At 40.9% G+C, this 15,078-nt stretch carries 10 protein-coding genes and 1 pseudogene; 5 read left to right on the forward strand and 6 right to left on the reverse strand.

Annotated features, from left to right (window positions below; translation table 11 throughout):
* A pseudogene (locus tag G509_RS0109775) lies at positions 1-3,317 on the reverse strand (hypothetical protein); the annotation flags it as partial.
* 268 nt (positions 3,318-3,585) lie between these two features.
* Here G509_RS0109775 and folE point away from each other — a divergent pair.
* From folE to lgt (G509_RS0109800), 5 genes are all read left to right on the forward strand, one after another.
* A complete protein-coding gene (gene folE, locus G509_RS0109780) occupies positions 3,586-4,257 on the forward strand; it encodes a GTP cyclohydrolase I FolE (protein ID WP_026991365.1) in 672 nt (223 codons plus the stop codon).
* Positions 4,258-4,284: 27 nt separating this feature from the next.
* Positions 4,285-5,766 carry a cysteine--tRNA ligase gene (gene cysS, locus G509_RS0109785; protein WP_026991366.1) on the forward strand — a complete coding sequence of 494 codons (1,482 nt, stop codon included), beginning with the start codon at positions 4,285-4,287 and terminating at the stop codon, positions 5,764-5,766.
* A 7-nt stretch (positions 5,767-5,773) separates the two neighbouring features.
* Positions 5,774-6,025 carry a membrane protein insertion efficiency factor YidD gene (gene yidD, locus G509_RS0109790; RefSeq protein ID WP_394363566.1) on the forward strand — a complete coding sequence of 84 codons (252 nt, stop codon included), beginning with the start codon at positions 5,774-5,776 and terminating at the stop codon, positions 6,023-6,025.
* Between the two features lie 18 nt (positions 6,026-6,043).
* The gene (gene lgt, locus G509_RS0109795; protein WP_026991368.1) at positions 6,044-6,979 is read left to right on the forward strand and encodes a prolipoprotein diacylglyceryl transferase; all 936 of its coding nucleotides are present in this window, start codon (positions 6,044-6,046) and stop codon (positions 6,977-6,979) included.
* 96 nt (positions 6,980-7,075) lie between these two features.
* Positions 7,076-8,011, forward strand: a complete 936-nt coding sequence (lgt, locus tag G509_RS0109800; protein WP_026991369.1) for a prolipoprotein diacylglyceryl transferase — start codon at positions 7,076-7,078, stop codon at positions 8,009-8,011.
* Positions 8,012-8,123: 112 nt separating this feature from the next.
* Here the strand turns inward: lgt (G509_RS0109800) and G509_RS0109805 are convergent, their stop codons facing one another.
* From G509_RS0109805 to secDF, 5 genes are all read right to left on the reverse strand, one after another.
* The gene (locus G509_RS0109805; RefSeq protein WP_026991370.1) at positions 8,124-9,509 is read right to left on the reverse strand and encodes a DUF4932 domain-containing protein; all 1,386 of its coding nucleotides are present in this window, start codon (positions 9,507-9,509) and stop codon (positions 8,124-8,126) included.
* Positions 9,510-9,886: 377 nt separating this feature from the next.
* Entirely contained in the window at positions 9,887-10,792 is a 906-nt protein-coding gene (locus G509_RS0109810) for a hypothetical protein (RefSeq protein WP_026991371.1), read from the reverse strand.
* Between the two features lies 1 nt (position 10,793).
* A complete protein-coding gene (locus G509_RS0109815; protein WP_026991372.1) occupies positions 10,794-11,204 on the reverse strand; it encodes an ExbD/TolR family protein in 411 nt (136 codons plus the stop codon).
* Positions 11,204-11,911, reverse strand: a complete 708-nt coding sequence (locus tag G509_RS0109820) for a MotA/TolQ/ExbB proton channel family protein (protein ID WP_026991373.1) — start codon at positions 11,909-11,911, stop codon at positions 11,204-11,206. The genes G509_RS0109815 and G509_RS0109820 overlap by 1 nt, the downstream gene beginning before the upstream one ends.
* Positions 11,912-12,060: 149 nt before the next feature.
* Entirely contained in the window at positions 12,061-15,006 is a 2,946-nt protein-coding gene (secDF, locus tag G509_RS0109825) for a protein translocase subunit SecDF (protein WP_026991374.1), read from the reverse strand.
* Positions 15,007-15,078: the final 72 nt, after the last annotated feature.

Genomic DNA, 15,078 nt, shown 5'->3' on the forward strand with positions numbered 1-15,078 from the left:
TTTACTATAAGCTCCAGCTCCACGATGTCGTAGCAGCCTGTAGCGTTGTTGGTTACTTTTATGTATACTGTGCCGCTTGCGCTGGTGTGGTTGGCCGGGTTAGGTATCGGCCCACTGCCGCTTACCGCTGCATCAAAGCTGGTAAAGTAGCTTACGCTGTACAACGCAGGGCTGTTAGCACCAAGTACTTCTTCGGCATACGTGGTAAGGTCGAATACGGCCTGCCCATCGGTATCGCTTGCGCCATTGTCGCAAAGCTGGTAAGGCACTGCAGGGGTTACTGCAACAGGGGTTGGGTGTACGATCAATTGCAGCTCGGCAATGTCGAAACATTCAGTTCCTGCCCCTTCTACACGGATGTAAAGGGTTTGTACACCGTTGGTGGTAAAGGCAAATACGTTGGTATAAGCTGCTATTTGGGCTGCTGTAAGTGCATTGGCCTCGTAGGTAGCATCGTTCAGGGTTTCGTGTACGGTAAGTGTTACTGATCCGCCCATGTACGACAGGATATAATCAAGTGCTGTGTTGATGTTGAAGACAGCTACCTGGTCGTTATTAGCATCGCATTCTTCTAATGCCGGTACTACCGGGGCTATTGGCGCAGGAAGCACCTGAAGCTCTGCTGTGGTTATTGATGCACATCCGGTAAGGTCGTTAATTACCCTTACATAGATAGTAGCATTTGGCGAAAGGTATGGCGTTACAAGGCCTGTACCACCTGCTATGGCGGCTGCCTCGGTAGCGTAGTACGATGCTGTAAAGCCTGCTGCACCGCCGGTTACTACCGGCTCTATAGCATCAAGGTCAAACAGGGCCTGGCCCGGTGTTTCTTCGCATGCAAGGAAAGGGTCGGCCGGGGTAATGATTACAGGTAGCGGGTTTACCACAAGGGTAAACGATGATGTCCTGAAACACCCAAAGGTGCTCTCTACCCTTACATAAACGGTTTGTTCTCCGTTTGCTGCCGTTTCGCTTGGATAAGCAGTTGGCGTCTGTATGGCGTTTACACCGGCTACGGCATCGGCCTGCGTGGTGTAATACGTAACTGTGTTATTTAGTTCCGGGTTTACATCGGCTTCGATATCCTTAGTTGTAAGGTCAAAAAGCTCGGTTCCGTCCGGTGAGTTTACATAGTCGCACTGTACAAAATCTGTTATTACAGGGATTACAGGGGTTGGGTGCACTATTAGCTGTAATGGCACTACGGTGGCACAGTTAGTGGCTCCCGTTGATGATACTACCCTTATGTATAACGGTTCGGCCGGTGTTACAGGGGTACTCTCTGTATAATAGCTTACTGCCTCGGCTGCTGTTATTAAGCCAACATTACTGCCGCTTAATGCGCCTGCCTGAGAGGTATAGTACGTTACCGTTAAACCGGTCTGATTACCTATTACCTGCGCACCTGCCTGGGTAAGATCAAATGCTGCGCTAAAATCGTTTACAGGGTTGGCATCGCCTACAGCATAATCACATGCTTCTAATGGAATAGCATCGGCTACTACCGGTGGATTTTCTATAATAATTTCAAATGCATATTCATCAGAACATATTATGGTATTGGCGTCGCCGCTTTGGGCATATATATATAGTGTAACCGATTCTTCAATTACAGTTTCGGCAGGTATCAGTGTACCTGTACCATTTTGGCCGGTATAATAGTTACCAACATTTAAAACAGGCAATACATAACCTCCACATACCTGAACCGGCTCCGGAGTGTCAACTACCGGTTTTTCTAAAATAGTTACTGTAAAATTTTCCTCATCGGTACAGTTATTAGGAGTAGTTCCTGACTCTGCATATATATATATAATTTGAGTTTCTGTAATAGGGTCTCCGGCAGCCAATTGCTGTCCGCCGCCATTTGTTGCAGTAAAGTAATTACCTACAGCAATTTCAGGAAGCAAATAAGGCTCATTGCTACATGCAAAAACATCGGCAGGATCTACAACTACAGGCTGTGGTGTTACCGTTATCTGGAAACTTGAAGTACCGTAGCAATTTACATCGTCTATACTTGTTAAACGTACATATATTGTCTGCGTACCGCTCACAAAACTATCGGCAGGGTTTATTGCTCCTGTATTTGCAGCAGCAGCAGCCGCAGATGTATGGTATGTTACTGTAAACTGAGTAGGGCTCTGAGTTCCGTAAACGGCAGCATCCTGATCGGTTAGATCAAACACCTCGGTACCATTATTATCCGTATCACAAACCTGAATGTTACCCGGTGTACCGGCTACCGGTGCAGGGTTAGCAATAAGGTTAAAAGTTCTTGTATCATAACAACCGGTGTTATAATCTTCTATCCTTACATATATAATTTGATTACCCATAGATTGATAAGCACCCGCAGGTACTAACATAGGAAATCCTTCATCTGCATCAAGCTGTGTTGCATAAAAAGTTACGGTATAATCCTGAGCATTAAGACCCGCCAATATAATAGGCTTATTTAAGTTAAGGTTAAAAGTATATGGACCCGGACCTACCGCACATATTTCAAGATCTATAGGATTACTGATTGGCATTGGCTCGGGGTTAGACACCACAACATCATCTGTTGTATCGGGCAAACATCCGGGATTATTAAAAATAACCGCGTAAGTACCGGGAGCACTTACTGTTAAAGTAGAAGAAGTTGCATCTGGAATAATCTCTCCATTTAAAGTCCACGCATAGGTAGACTGGCTGGTATCTACATCGCCCTCCATTATAGGAGATATAATAGAACTGGTGTTGGGGCAAATAACAAAATCGCCACCTAACGTAAGGGGGCATAAAATATCGCAGGTTGTAGAACCGGCGCCAACTTCGTCTTCGTTATCCTGTACCAAACTAATTGTACCGGGGCTATTATTAAAGTTAGTAATCAAAATAACATAATACTGACCGGCCACTGCATTAGGAATATTTAAATTCTCTGTTGCAGATGCAGAGTAACTACATCCTACTGTGGTAGCGTCATTAAGACTGGCAGGGCCATAAATGGGAGGCGGCCCAAAAAACGGACCCCATGCAATGTAATCTACATCTATAGGTGTACCATTAAATGTTTCCTGATAGATTGTAAATTCAAGCGGGCCTGAATTACCTACCTGAAAATAAAACCATGCAGGGTTAGGTTCGCTACCAAGACATCCATATCCGGCCGCAGACAAAGGGTCTGCAGTGCCCGAGTTAAATGTGTTGTTAAACACAAATGCCCCATCGGCACAAATAGGATCCATTTCGGGAGCCGTATCAGGAACACTTTGTCCCAATACATTAAAGGTTATTAAACCAAGCAATAATAAAAAGTAGAGCTTCTTCATATTAATTAGGGTACAATTTTAAAACGCGAAATTTACAATAAATTGGTTCAAACTGGGTAAAAAAAAATAATTTTTTTTATAAAACAGCCCAACCTTGATTTTCCCTAACAAAAAATGCAAATATTTTTAATTATTTTTATATTACCATTTTTTACATATAATAAGGAGCCCAAAACGACTTTAAAATTCGAATAGCTGCTTAATTCTTAAAATCAACTTTTATAACTATCTTTGCCACCTGATTTTTTTACAGTAAACTTATAAACTGATGATCCATAGCGACGATAACAGAGACGAAATTGGAGAAAACCATATTGCTACAAGCGCAAAAACACCACTTAGGGAAGATGCTTTTGAAAAAAGCGACGACGATAAAATAGCATCTATTAAAAAAGATGTAGAAAACATACTGCTTACTTTAGGTATGGACCTTACAGACGACAGCCTGAAAGGTACTCCTAACCGTGTTGCAAAAATGTTTGTAAAAGAAATTTTTGGCGGCCTTAACCCTGCTAAAAAGCCAAGCTCTTCTACTTTTGACAATAAATATAAGTATGGCGAAATGCTGGTAGAAAAAAACATTACCGTTTATTCTACCTGCGAGCACCACCTGCTGCCTATTGTGGGCCGCGCCCATGTTGCTTACATTTCTAACGGCACCGTTGTGGGGCTGTCTAAAATGAACCGTATTGTTGATTATTTTGCAAAAAGGCCGCAAGTGCAGGAAAGGCTTACCATACAAATTGTACAGGAGCTTAAAAATGTGCTGGGTACCGAAGATGTTGCCTGCGTTATAGATGCAAAGCACCTTTGTGTAAACAGCCGCGGCATTCGCGATATTGAAAGTAGTACGGTTACCTCTGAATTTGGCGGAAAATTTAAAAACGAAAATGTAAGGAGGGAATTTTTGGACTACATTAAACTGGATACCCAGTTTTAGCATTCATTTAAATACCTATATTTTTATATGCACCTATACCAAAACCAGCCTTTAAAGATTTATAATTCGCTTAGCGGAGAAAAAGAAACTTTTACCTCTTTGCACCTCGGTGCTGTTGGCATGTATGTATGCGGGCCTACCGTTTACAGCAATGTGCACCTTGGCAACTGCCGCACCTTTATATCTTTCGACCTGGTTTACCGCTACCTGAAACATCTTGGGTATAAGGTACGTTATGTGCGTAATATTACCGATGTGGGCCACATTGAAGATGATGCCGACGAAGGTGAAGATAAAATTGCAAAAAAGGCAAGGCTGGAAAAGCTGGAGCCTATGGAGATAGTACAACAGTATTCGGTAGATTTTCATCAGATACTGGAACTCTTTAATAACCTGCCGCCGGGTATTGAACCTACGGCTACAGGCCATATTATTGAGCAGATTGAAACTATTAAAAAGATTATTGATAATGGTTTTGGCTACGAGGTAAACGGATCGGTTTATTTTGATGTTGTTAAATACAACAAAGACCATAATTACGGTATACTGAGCAAGCGTAACCTTGACGATATGCTTTCTAACTCCCGCGAATTGAGTGGGCAGGAAGAAAAAAGAAACCCTGCTGATTTTGCCCTCTGGAAAAAAGCAGAACCGGAGCATATTATGCGCTGGCCTTCGCCCTGGGGCGATGGTTTCCCGGGCTGGCACCTGGAGTGTACTGCCATGAGCACCAAGTACCTTGGCAACCATTTTGATATTCACGGTGGTGGTATGGACCTTAAATTCCCGCACCACGAATGCGAAATTGCACAGAACGAAGCCGCTACAGGCCATTCGCCGGTTAATTACTGGATGCATGCCAACATGCTTACCCTTAACGGTAAAAAAATGTCTAAATCTACCGGCAATAATATACTGCCAAGAGAGATATTTACCGGTAACAATTCGGTGCTAAGCAAAGCCTTTGCACCATCGGTAGCACGTTTCTTTATGTTGCAGGCACATTACAGGAGTGTTTTAGATTTTAGCAATGATGCTATTGTGGCTGCCGAAAAAGGCTACAACCGCCTTATGGAGGCCATTAGCTCTACATCTGAAATTACTGCCAATGCAAAATCTACCTTAGATATTGCAGCCTGGAAACAGTTGTGCTATGATGCCATGAACGACGATTTTAACAGCCCTATACTTATTGCCCAGCTATTTGAAGGCGTGCGCTACATCAACCTTTTAAAGGACGGTAAAGAAACGTTGACAGCTGCTGATATCGAACTGCTTTCTAAAACCCTGAACTCTTTTGTTTTTGATGTTTTAGGTTTAAGAAATGAGCAGGCCGAAGAAAACAATAACGAAAAGCTTGAAGGCGTTGTTAACATGCTTATTGCCATGCGCAACGAGGCAAGGGCCAATAAAGACTTTGCACTATCAGACCAGATACGCAATCGCCTAACGGCATTGGGTATCGAGCTTAAAGACACTAAAGAGGGCACAACGTTTACTGTAAACTAACCGTATTTTGAAAGCCGGCAGCATCATAACATTCCCCTTTGTACTGCTCATCCGGTTTTACCAGCTGGCCATTTCGCCGTTGCTGCCTTCGGCATGCCGCTACTCCCCTACCTGCTCGCAATACACCTTAGAGGCTTTGCAAAAACACGGCCTTTTTAAGGGCGGATGGCTTGGCGTAAAGCGCATTGTTAGCTGCAACCCCTGGGGTGGCCGCGGTTACGACCCGGTGCCCGATAAAACCTGCAATCATAAACATTAATATTTATAAAGTAAAACAATGACACACTTTTTAAGCATTACATGGAATCCTGCCGAAGGCCTGCACCTTGGGCCTGTTACCCTTCGCATTTACAGCCTTATGTTTGTTGTGGCGTTTGGGCTTGGCTGGGTTATTATGAAAAAGATTTTTGACCGCGAGGGCGAGTCGGTCGATAAACTCGATAAACTATTTATATACACCCTTGTCGCTACCCTTTTGGGCGCAAGGCTGGGCCACGTATTTTTTTACGACTGGGGTTATTTTAGTCAGCACCCCGAAGAGATTTTGCTGCCCGTTAAATTTAGCCCTAAGTTTGAGTTTACCGGTTTTGCAGGCCTTGCCAGCCACGGTGCTGCGGTAGCCATTATACTTTCTACAATATGGTTCAGTAAAAAGGTAATACACAGGCCGGTACTTTGGGTATTGGACAGGGTTGTTATACCCGTAACCAGTGGTGGTATTTTTGTTAGGATAGGCAACTTTTTTAATAGCGAGATATTAGGCAGCGTAACAAGCCCTGATACCCCTACTGCCGTACGATTTATTAAGGGCGAAGACTTTCTTAAAAAAAGCGATGCCATAGAGATTACCAAAGCTGCAAATCCTACCGAGGCTTATAATCTTATAGAAAAAGACCCGCAATTTGCCACTACACTTGCTAAGATACCATTTAGGCATCCGGCGCAGTTGTATGAGGCGGTTTTATACGTTTTTGTATTTCTTATCATCTTTTACATGTACTGGAAAACCGACTCCCGCAAGCACCATGGCCTTATTTTTGGCGTGTTCTTGGTGTTGCTATGGAGCGTGCGTTTTGTGGTAGAATTTGTAAAAGAAAGCCAGGGTGGTTTTGACAGCCAAGGACTTTTAACCGGCCAATGGTTAAGCATTCCTTTTATTTTGGCAGGTTTTTACCTTATATTTACAGCCAAAAAGCGCACGGAAACATTATAGATACAAAACCGCCTTTAGGGCGGTTTTTTTTATGTCTGCTCCATTTGTAACATAGTACCACGTTGTACGACCAACTGATAAACAAACTTTTTTTAAATGACACACTTTTTAAGCTTTACCTGGAATTTTTACGATGGGCTGGATCTCGGCTTTTATACCCTGCACTACTACAGCCTTATGTTTGTGGTAGCCTTTGGCCTTGGGTGGATTATTACCAAAAAAATATTTGACCGCGAGGGCGAATCGGTAGAAAAACTGGACAAGCTGCTTGTTTACGTTATTGTAGGCACCATGATTGGCGCAAGATTAGGCCATGTTATATTTTACCAACCCGAACTTTTTAAAGAAGATTTTGTGAGTGTATTCCTGCCCATAAAGCTTAACCCGCATTTTGAATTTACCGGTTTTACAGGCCTTGCCAGCCATGGTGCTGCCTTTGCCGTTATTATGGCTGTTATATATTACAGCAAAAAGGTAATACACAGGCCAGTGCTTTGGGTACTGGACAGGATTACACTGTCAGTAGCCTGTGGTGGTATTTTTGTACGATTGGGCAACTTTTTAAACAGCGAAATTTTGGGCAGGATAACCTCTGCTGATACCGCAACTGCCGTTAGGTTTGTACAGGATAAAGACCTGATAAGCCACGGAGCTGCCGTAAGGATTACCGGCGAGGAGAATGCTGCCAAAGCCTACCAGCTAATACAACACGACACACGATTTGCCGATATACTGGCTAAAGTGCCCTTTAGGTACCCTGCGCAGTTATTTGAGGCATTTGGCTACGTTTTTGTGTTTGCCATACTGTTTTATATGTATTGGAAAACCGATGCCCGCAAACACCACGGGTTACTGTTTGGCGTATTCCTGATATTGCTTTGGAGTGTTAGATTTTTGGTGGAATTTGTAAAAGAAAGCCAGGGTGGTTTTGATAGTTTCGGCCTTTTAACCGGCCAGTGGCTAAGCCTGCCGTTTATAGCAGTAGGTATATGGCTGGTGTTTACTGCCAAAAACCGTACGGAGACGCTTTAAACATTTTTATGGCAACCTAAAAAGAAAGTTAAACTGCTTTATTTATAAAACCTAAACAACTAAAATACAGCCTCATAAAACAGTTTTAAAATTTAACTGTTTTATGAGGTTTTTATTTTTTTAATTGAATGTAACTTAATGGTTTTAAAAAAATTCCTTTCTTAGAAATTAATGGCTTATCAATTCCATACCAATTAAAAATCAAAGCAAATTCTTCATAATCAGTTTCAATTTTAAAATTAAGTTGCTTTTTATCTTTACTCCACTTAAAATTAACCAATTGGGTAAATATTTTATTACCGGTTGCCCTTCCGTCTTTAAACTCCCTTATCTCTAAACCAATAGGCAGCTCTGTATTCATTTCTTCAGAAAAATCCAATTTAATATTATTCACATCTGCCTTTACAAAATTTTGGGTATCTATATTTAGCAATGTTGGCAGCGATATGGTTTTCTCAACTTTTTTAGTCCACTTTAGCAATGGTTTGTAAATATTTTCAAATTTCTGCCCTTTGTTCTTTTTATAAAGTTCTTTTACTTTACCCGAAAACAAATTTTGTGCAATAAACCCCCTGCTTGCATTTTGATAGTTCCAGTAAGTAGAGAGTTCCTGTGATCTCTCAGAAAAATGTGCATCTAAAAATAAATCATAAACTGCCCATGTCATATATTCGTTAAACGAGTTAAAATCGGTATAACCCGAATCCTGATCCCAAAATTTTGGGTTAAAATTAGCAGTAACAAGTTCTAAATATTTTGTTGTAATCGGGTTGATGTATTCATGATCTTTTTCTGTAAAAATCCCATGATTAGAGTTGAGCCGGGCATCAATATTTTCATCAGTTTTTACGCCATTAATAAAATTTTCCGATGCCGAAGGAAAGTCGGCAACCAAATTATTACCTAACTCCCTATGGCAATTCATTCTATACACTAATGGAGAAAGAATTATTTTGTAAATTTTATTATTGTCTCGGGTACTATCATCTGCAATATTGGTTTTTAAAAATACCATCGTTTGTTTAACAAAATTATAATCTTCATAATTGTTAGTAACACGATTGTATAATTCGCGATGTTCTTTATAAAATTCCCTAAAGCCTGATTTAAGTATAAAATCATTAATTAAATCCAGGTTTTTATCAAACGGATTATGTCCTTTATTGGCATAAAATTCAAACCTCCTGCTTAATTTGCCACTTTCATCAAAAGAAAAAGCAACCGCATCTGTCCTGAAACTCAAATAATCCGCCCATTTTTCCCTCGAATAATTTACACTATCTAAAAGCGGGTGATTTTTAACCGGTTCAAAATACGCTATTACCTCTTTATAATATTCGGTTTTTTTCTGAACTTCCCATTCATCTGCAACTCCATAATCGGTTAATGCTAAAATAATATTTGATAATTCGTAAGTTTCCGGAATTTCAATTTGTGCCGTTTGGGCTTTGGTTGGCAAATACAAAAAAACTAAGAAGGCAAGAATAATTTTTTTCATAGCAAATGGCTTATTATTGTGTTTAAGGACGTTAGGTTAATAACTTTTGGCTTACAAAATAAAAAATGGTGATATATGTAGAACGTAAATTTATTAAAATAGTATTTTTCTCACGCAATTGATTTAATGCTACCTACTAAACTAAAGTTTATTCTACAATCACAATTGTTTTAATATAAAAAATTTAGCTTAAACAAACCCGGAGAAACCTCTTAGCCCCGGCAGTAGCGGCATCCTGACCTGCTTTTTTGCAGGGCAGATAAAGCGAATGACGGGCGCGACGCCTACTAAAATGCGCTTAGACTACCGCTCCAGATACTAAAAAACAAAGCCCCGACATTATTTGCCGGGGCTTTGTTTTATGTGTGAATAAGCTACTAATCAGTCAGCTTAAAGTTGTATATGATTGTGCCGGTTTGCTTATCGGGCGCATCGGCAGATGCCGTCCAGGTAGTTTCCATTGCTGCAGCTTTGGCCTGGGTTAGCAAGCAGCTTGCCGAATTGGTTGTACCCCTAACGCCCGCTGTGGCGCTAATTACTTTACCCGCAGGGTTGGCATACACCTCTACAACCACCACGCCTTCTTCGTTACAGTTGTATTTTGGTTTTGGCGTACTTAAAGGCTTGCGGCCTGCCATTTTGTAGTTACCTACGCCTGTGCCACGGCCTGAACCGCTTCCGCCGCCTGAGCCACTTCCTGATCCCGGTCCGGTACCTGTACCATTCCCAGAACCCGTTCCGCCACCAGAGCCGCCGCCACTGCCTCCTGTACCGTAATTACCATTACTTAATCCGTTGTTAGATCCCTGGTTTCCTCCGGCCGTTGTATTGCCGCTGCCACCGGTGTTACTGCCATTCATAATAGCATCGAGTGCCGCATTACTGGGTTTAACAGGTGCTTTAGGCTTATCTTCTACCGCCGGTTTAGGGGTTTGCGGCTTTGGGTCACGATTTTTTACAGGTTGTGTATTGGCTACAGCTTCGGCCTTATCATCACTGCTGCCCACAACTTCTTCGGCAGGGGCAGACTGTGCAGGGGGTGCCTTAGCTACAGCATCGCTTTGATATTTGGCACCAAGGCCATTATCGCTATCGCCAAAGTTTACGGCAACACCGCCTCCGCCGCCACCGCCTTCGTCCTCGAGCATTACAACCACTTCCTCTTTTTTGTCATCCTCCTTGTCCACATCAAACTTAAGGACAAACAACAGGAGCAGCACAATAGCAAAGATAGCGGTAGTAATTACCCCTGATTCTTTTTCCTCCCTTGTTAGTTGTACCATATTACGGCTTTTTAGTAGTGGCTATAACAAATTTAAGTTTCTGGCTCTCTCCAATTTCAAGGATATTAACCATATCCTGAACTCTAAGGTCATACGGAAACCTTACAATAACCGTGCTGTCTTTTGTTTGTTCTACATGTTGTGCCAGCCTAATACCAAGCGAATCGAATGCTACAGGGGCCTGGTCAAGATAATATTTATTATCCTTGCCCTCTTCTACCTGTATCGAAAGGCTTATGTGGCTTTTGGTAGTTTGTGCTGTACTGCGTGCTTTAGGCAGGCTTAGCTTTATTACATTGGGGTTGGCCAATGTAGATACGATAAGGAAGAACAGGAACAAAAAGAACATGATATCGCTAAGCGATGAAGCCGCGATTTCTGCATGAAAGCGTTTATTTCTTTTAACCCTCATTATTTACCTGTAGTTATAATAGTTACAAATTGTATGGCCTGTCTTTGCAAACGCAGCGAAAAGTTGTCTATCATCATATTAAAATAGTGATAAGCAGAATAGGCTATAACCCCTACTACAAGGCCAAGGCCGGAACTGATCATCTTTTGGTATAAGCCTTTAGATATAGTATCTATGGTTATCTCTCCTTCTACCGAAATAGTATGGAAGATTACAATAACCCCACCTATGGTACCAATAAACCCTAAGATAGGCGCTATACCGGCCACAAGGCCCAGCCAACCCAATTTCTTTTCCATCATACCAACCTCTACGTTGGTCTGCTTTTCCATCATACCCTCAATTTCGCTAAGTGGGCGTCCTATAAGGCTTATGCCGGCCTCAAGTATATTACCCTCTGCCGTTCCGGCTTTACCTGCCGTCATTTGTGCCATTTCAATTTTGCCTGCACTTAGCTGAAAGCGTATTTCGTTTATAATTGCATCATTGCTTTTTGTTACTTTATTGTAATACATTGCCCTCTCGATAATTACATACAATGTAAAGAACAACAGTAGCATAATGGGTATAACCATTACCCCGCCATTCATTAACATTTCGAAAAACCGGATAGGTTCTGCATCTTTTGCAGCCGTAGTAGCGGCAGCGGTAGTGTCTTTTACAACAGCAGGAATAGTATCCTGTAATAATAAAATTAAATTTGTCATGTGTTACTTTAAAGTTACTTTTTGTGTAAATGGCCAGGAGCATTGGCTCCTTTGTATTTTATAACGAATATATAGTTTTTTGCGTATGCAAATAAATAAAAAACCTGCTTATTTGTATAAGCAGGTTTTAAATATTTTAACAAAAAAGCTTATATAACTTCGTTGTGGCGTTTTTCAATTGCATCTTTATCCTCTTTAGAGTACGTGTCTACAAGTACCGGAGTTGCGATAAATAATGATGAATATGTACCTACTATAATACCTATTAGCATTGCAAATATAAATCCACGGATAGATTCTCCACCAAAGATAAACATGATAAGTAATACCAATATCATGGTTAATGATGTATTTACAGTTCTTGATAATGTAGTGTTAATTGAATCGTTTACAATTTGCTTGAAGCTACCTTTTGTGTTACCTGCAAGGTACTCTCGCACCCTGTCGAATACAATTACGGTATCATTCATGGAGTAACCAATTACGGTAAGGATAGCCGCAATAAAGTGCTGGTCCATTTCCATGTGGAAAGGCATAAACTTGTAAAGTGCCGAGTAGATACCTAATACAAAGATAACGTCGTGCGCTACCGCTGCAATTGCACCAAGGCTGTACTGCCATTTTCTGAAACTTACCATTAGGTAAATAAACACAATTGCCATTGCACCTAATACTGCGTAATATGAGTTGGTTTTAATATCATCTGCAACTACTGCACTTACTTTAGATGCCTGTACTATACCAAGGTTTTTACCTTCGTTTGCGTTAACAAAATGATCGTAAGATATGTTTGTATAGTATTTTTTAAGGCCTTCGTAAAGCATTTTGTTTACTTCGGCATCAGCTTCTACTGTATTTTCTGCAATCTTGTATTTAGTGGTAATCCTTAACTGAGAATCGCTACCAAATACTTTAGCATCTACACCACCTTCAAAAATTTCTCCAAGTTCGTCCCTTACTGTTTCTACAGATACAGGTTTCTCGAATTTAATCTGGAATGTACGTCCACCTGCAAAGTCAATACCCTCATCAAGGCCATTAACGTAGAAAGACACACAGCTAAGGATAACAACTGCCGATGAGAAGATGTAAGTAAACTTCTTAGCTCCAAGGAAGTTGAAGTGTACATTAGTAAACCAGTTTTTAGACATGCCGGTTACAAATGTTAGCTTATCGCCTCTTCTTATACTCCAGTCAAGGAAAATCCTTGTAATGAATATCGATGTAAATAATGAAGTAAATATACCTATTAGTAGTGTAGTTGCGAAACCTTTAACCGGACCCGAACCAAATATTAACAGTACTAAACCTGTAAGCACGTGTGTTACGTTAGCATCGGTAATAGATGACATTGCACCTCTCCAGCTAAATGATGTTCTAACAGCCTCATCTAACGTTTTACCATGACGAATTTCTTCTTTGGCTCGTTCGTAAATAATAATGTTAGCATCTACCGCAGTACCAATTGTAAGTACGATACCCGCAATACCCGGTAGTGTAAGTACAGCACCTAAGCTTGCAAGGAAACCAAAAAGGAAAAGGATGTTAACCAACAAGGCAGCATTTGCATACCAACCGGCTTTACCGTAGTAAACAACCATCCAAAGCGATACAAGTAGTAAACCTACTATAGATGAGTTAATACCGTTATCTATAGCTTCCTGACCAAGGGATGGACCTACAACCTCGCTCTGTACAATATCTGCCTTAGCAGGTAATTTACCGGCTCTAAGGATGTTTGCTAAGTCTTTTGTTTCTGTTACGTCAAACGCACCAGATATCTGAGAGTTACCACCTTCAATAGGACCTGTAGTAACACCCGGTGCAGAGTAAACCACATTATCAAGAACAATAGCAATAAAGCCCTGCTCTCTGTATGCTTTACCTGTCATCTCTGCCCATTTTTGAGCACCGGTAGTATTCATTGTCATAGATACAGCAGGCTTGTTCATCTGGTCGAACGTAGCGCTTGCATCTGTAATTACATTTCCGCCAAGGGGAGCGGCATTTTCTTTATTTCCTTTAAGAGCATAAAGCTCTAATAAGCCGGCACTTTTTCTTACATCTTCTTTACCCCACGAAAAACGCGCATAACGCATATCGGCAGGTAAAAGGCTGCGAATGTCAGATCTTTTAAGGTAGCTGTTAACTTTAGCCGTATCTTTTGTAGATACCACCGCAAGTACAGGACCACCCTGGCTCATTTGCATTCTGTCTAAAAGTGGGTTGTTGCCTTTTTTAGTAGCAGCAGAATCGTTAGCACCTAAAAGTTTCTCGATAGAGTCGTTAGACGCAGGAGCAGTTTCGGCCGTTGTAGCCGTCTCTGTTTTTTTAAGTGTTTCGTTAGCTGTTATAAAAAAGTTTTGAAGGTCTTGTGCTTTGTAAGCTTCCCAAAACTCTAATTGTGCAGTACTTATTAATAGTTTTTTTACACGGTCTATATCTTTAGCACCCGGTAATTCTACCATAATACGGCCAGACTCACCCATTTTCTGGATGTTAGGCTGTACTACGCCAAATTTATCAATACGCTCTGTTAGTACACCAAAGGCACTATCCATAGACTCGCTAACTTTTTTTCTGATAACTTTTTTAACCTGGTCATCAGACATGTCAATATTAACAGTCTCGCTGCCCATGATCCTGTTGGTAAACAGCTCTGGCGATGCAAGTTTTACAGTTCCGTTAGACTCTTTATCAAAAGCAATGAAAAAAGCATCAACATAATCCTGGTTACCTTGTCTTTCTTTTGTAGCCCTGTCTAAAGCTCTGTTAAAAACAGGATTTTTAGAGTTATTAGCTAAGCCTTTTAAAATTTCTTTTACAGAAATTTCAAGCATAACGTTAATACCTCCTTCAAGGTCAAGACCTTTGTTAATTTGCTTATCCCTTACTTCATTGTAGGTATAACCAAAAAAATGAACTTTCTGTTTGCCTATTGAGTCCAGGTACTGAAGTTCTTTTTTAGAATCGCCTTTAGCGAATGCCTTGGCATCATCTTCTATCCCACCCGCAATAAACGTGAAGGAAAGCTGGTAAATACATACTAACGCAAATAGTATTGCGAAAAATTTAATGAGTCCCTTATTCTGCATTATTTGTAAAAATTAATTAGTTCAATTTTTTAAAAACGAGCAAATATATAATTTACGATAAGATTAACCAAT

The sequence above is a fragment of the Flavobacterium subsaxonicum WB 4.1-42 = DSM 21790 genome, assembly GCF_000422725.1.
In the GTDB taxonomy this organism is placed as follows: domain Bacteria; phylum Bacteroidota; class Bacteroidia; order Flavobacteriales; family Flavobacteriaceae; genus Flavobacterium; species Flavobacterium subsaxonicum.

Excerpts from the sequence above, each read along its gene's own strand:
- cysS (WP_026991366.1), top strand. The coding sequence starts at position 4,285 with ATGCACCTATACCAAAACCAGCCTTTAAAGATTTATAATTCGCTTAGC.
- folE (WP_026991365.1), top strand. The coding sequence starts at position 3,586 with ATGATCCATAGCGACGATAACAGAGACGAAATTGGAGAAAACCATATT.
- G509_RS0109810 (WP_026991371.1), bottom strand. The coding sequence starts at position 10,792 with ATGGTACAACTAACAAGGGAGGAAAAAGAATCAGGGGTAATTACTACC.
- G509_RS0109805 (WP_026991370.1), bottom strand. The coding sequence starts at position 9,509 with ATGAAAAAAATTATTCTTGCCTTCTTAGTTTTTTTGTATTTGCCAACC.
- G509_RS0109815 (WP_026991372.1), bottom strand. The coding sequence starts at position 11,204 with ATGAGGGTTAAAAGAAATAAACGCTTTCATGCAGAAATCGCGGCTTCA.
- lgt (WP_026991368.1), top strand. The coding sequence starts at position 6,044 with ATGACACACTTTTTAAGCATTACATGGAATCCTGCCGAAGGCCTGCAC.
- lgt (WP_026991369.1), top strand. The coding sequence starts at position 7,076 with ATGACACACTTTTTAAGCTTTACCTGGAATTTTTACGATGGGCTGGAT.
- secDF (WP_026991374.1), bottom strand. The coding sequence starts at position 15,006 with ATGCAGAATAAGGGACTCATTAAATTTTTCGCAATACTATTTGCGTTA.
- G509_RS0109820 (WP_026991373.1), bottom strand. The coding sequence starts at position 11,911 with ATGACAAATTTAATTTTATTATTACAGGATACTATTCCTGCTGTTGTA.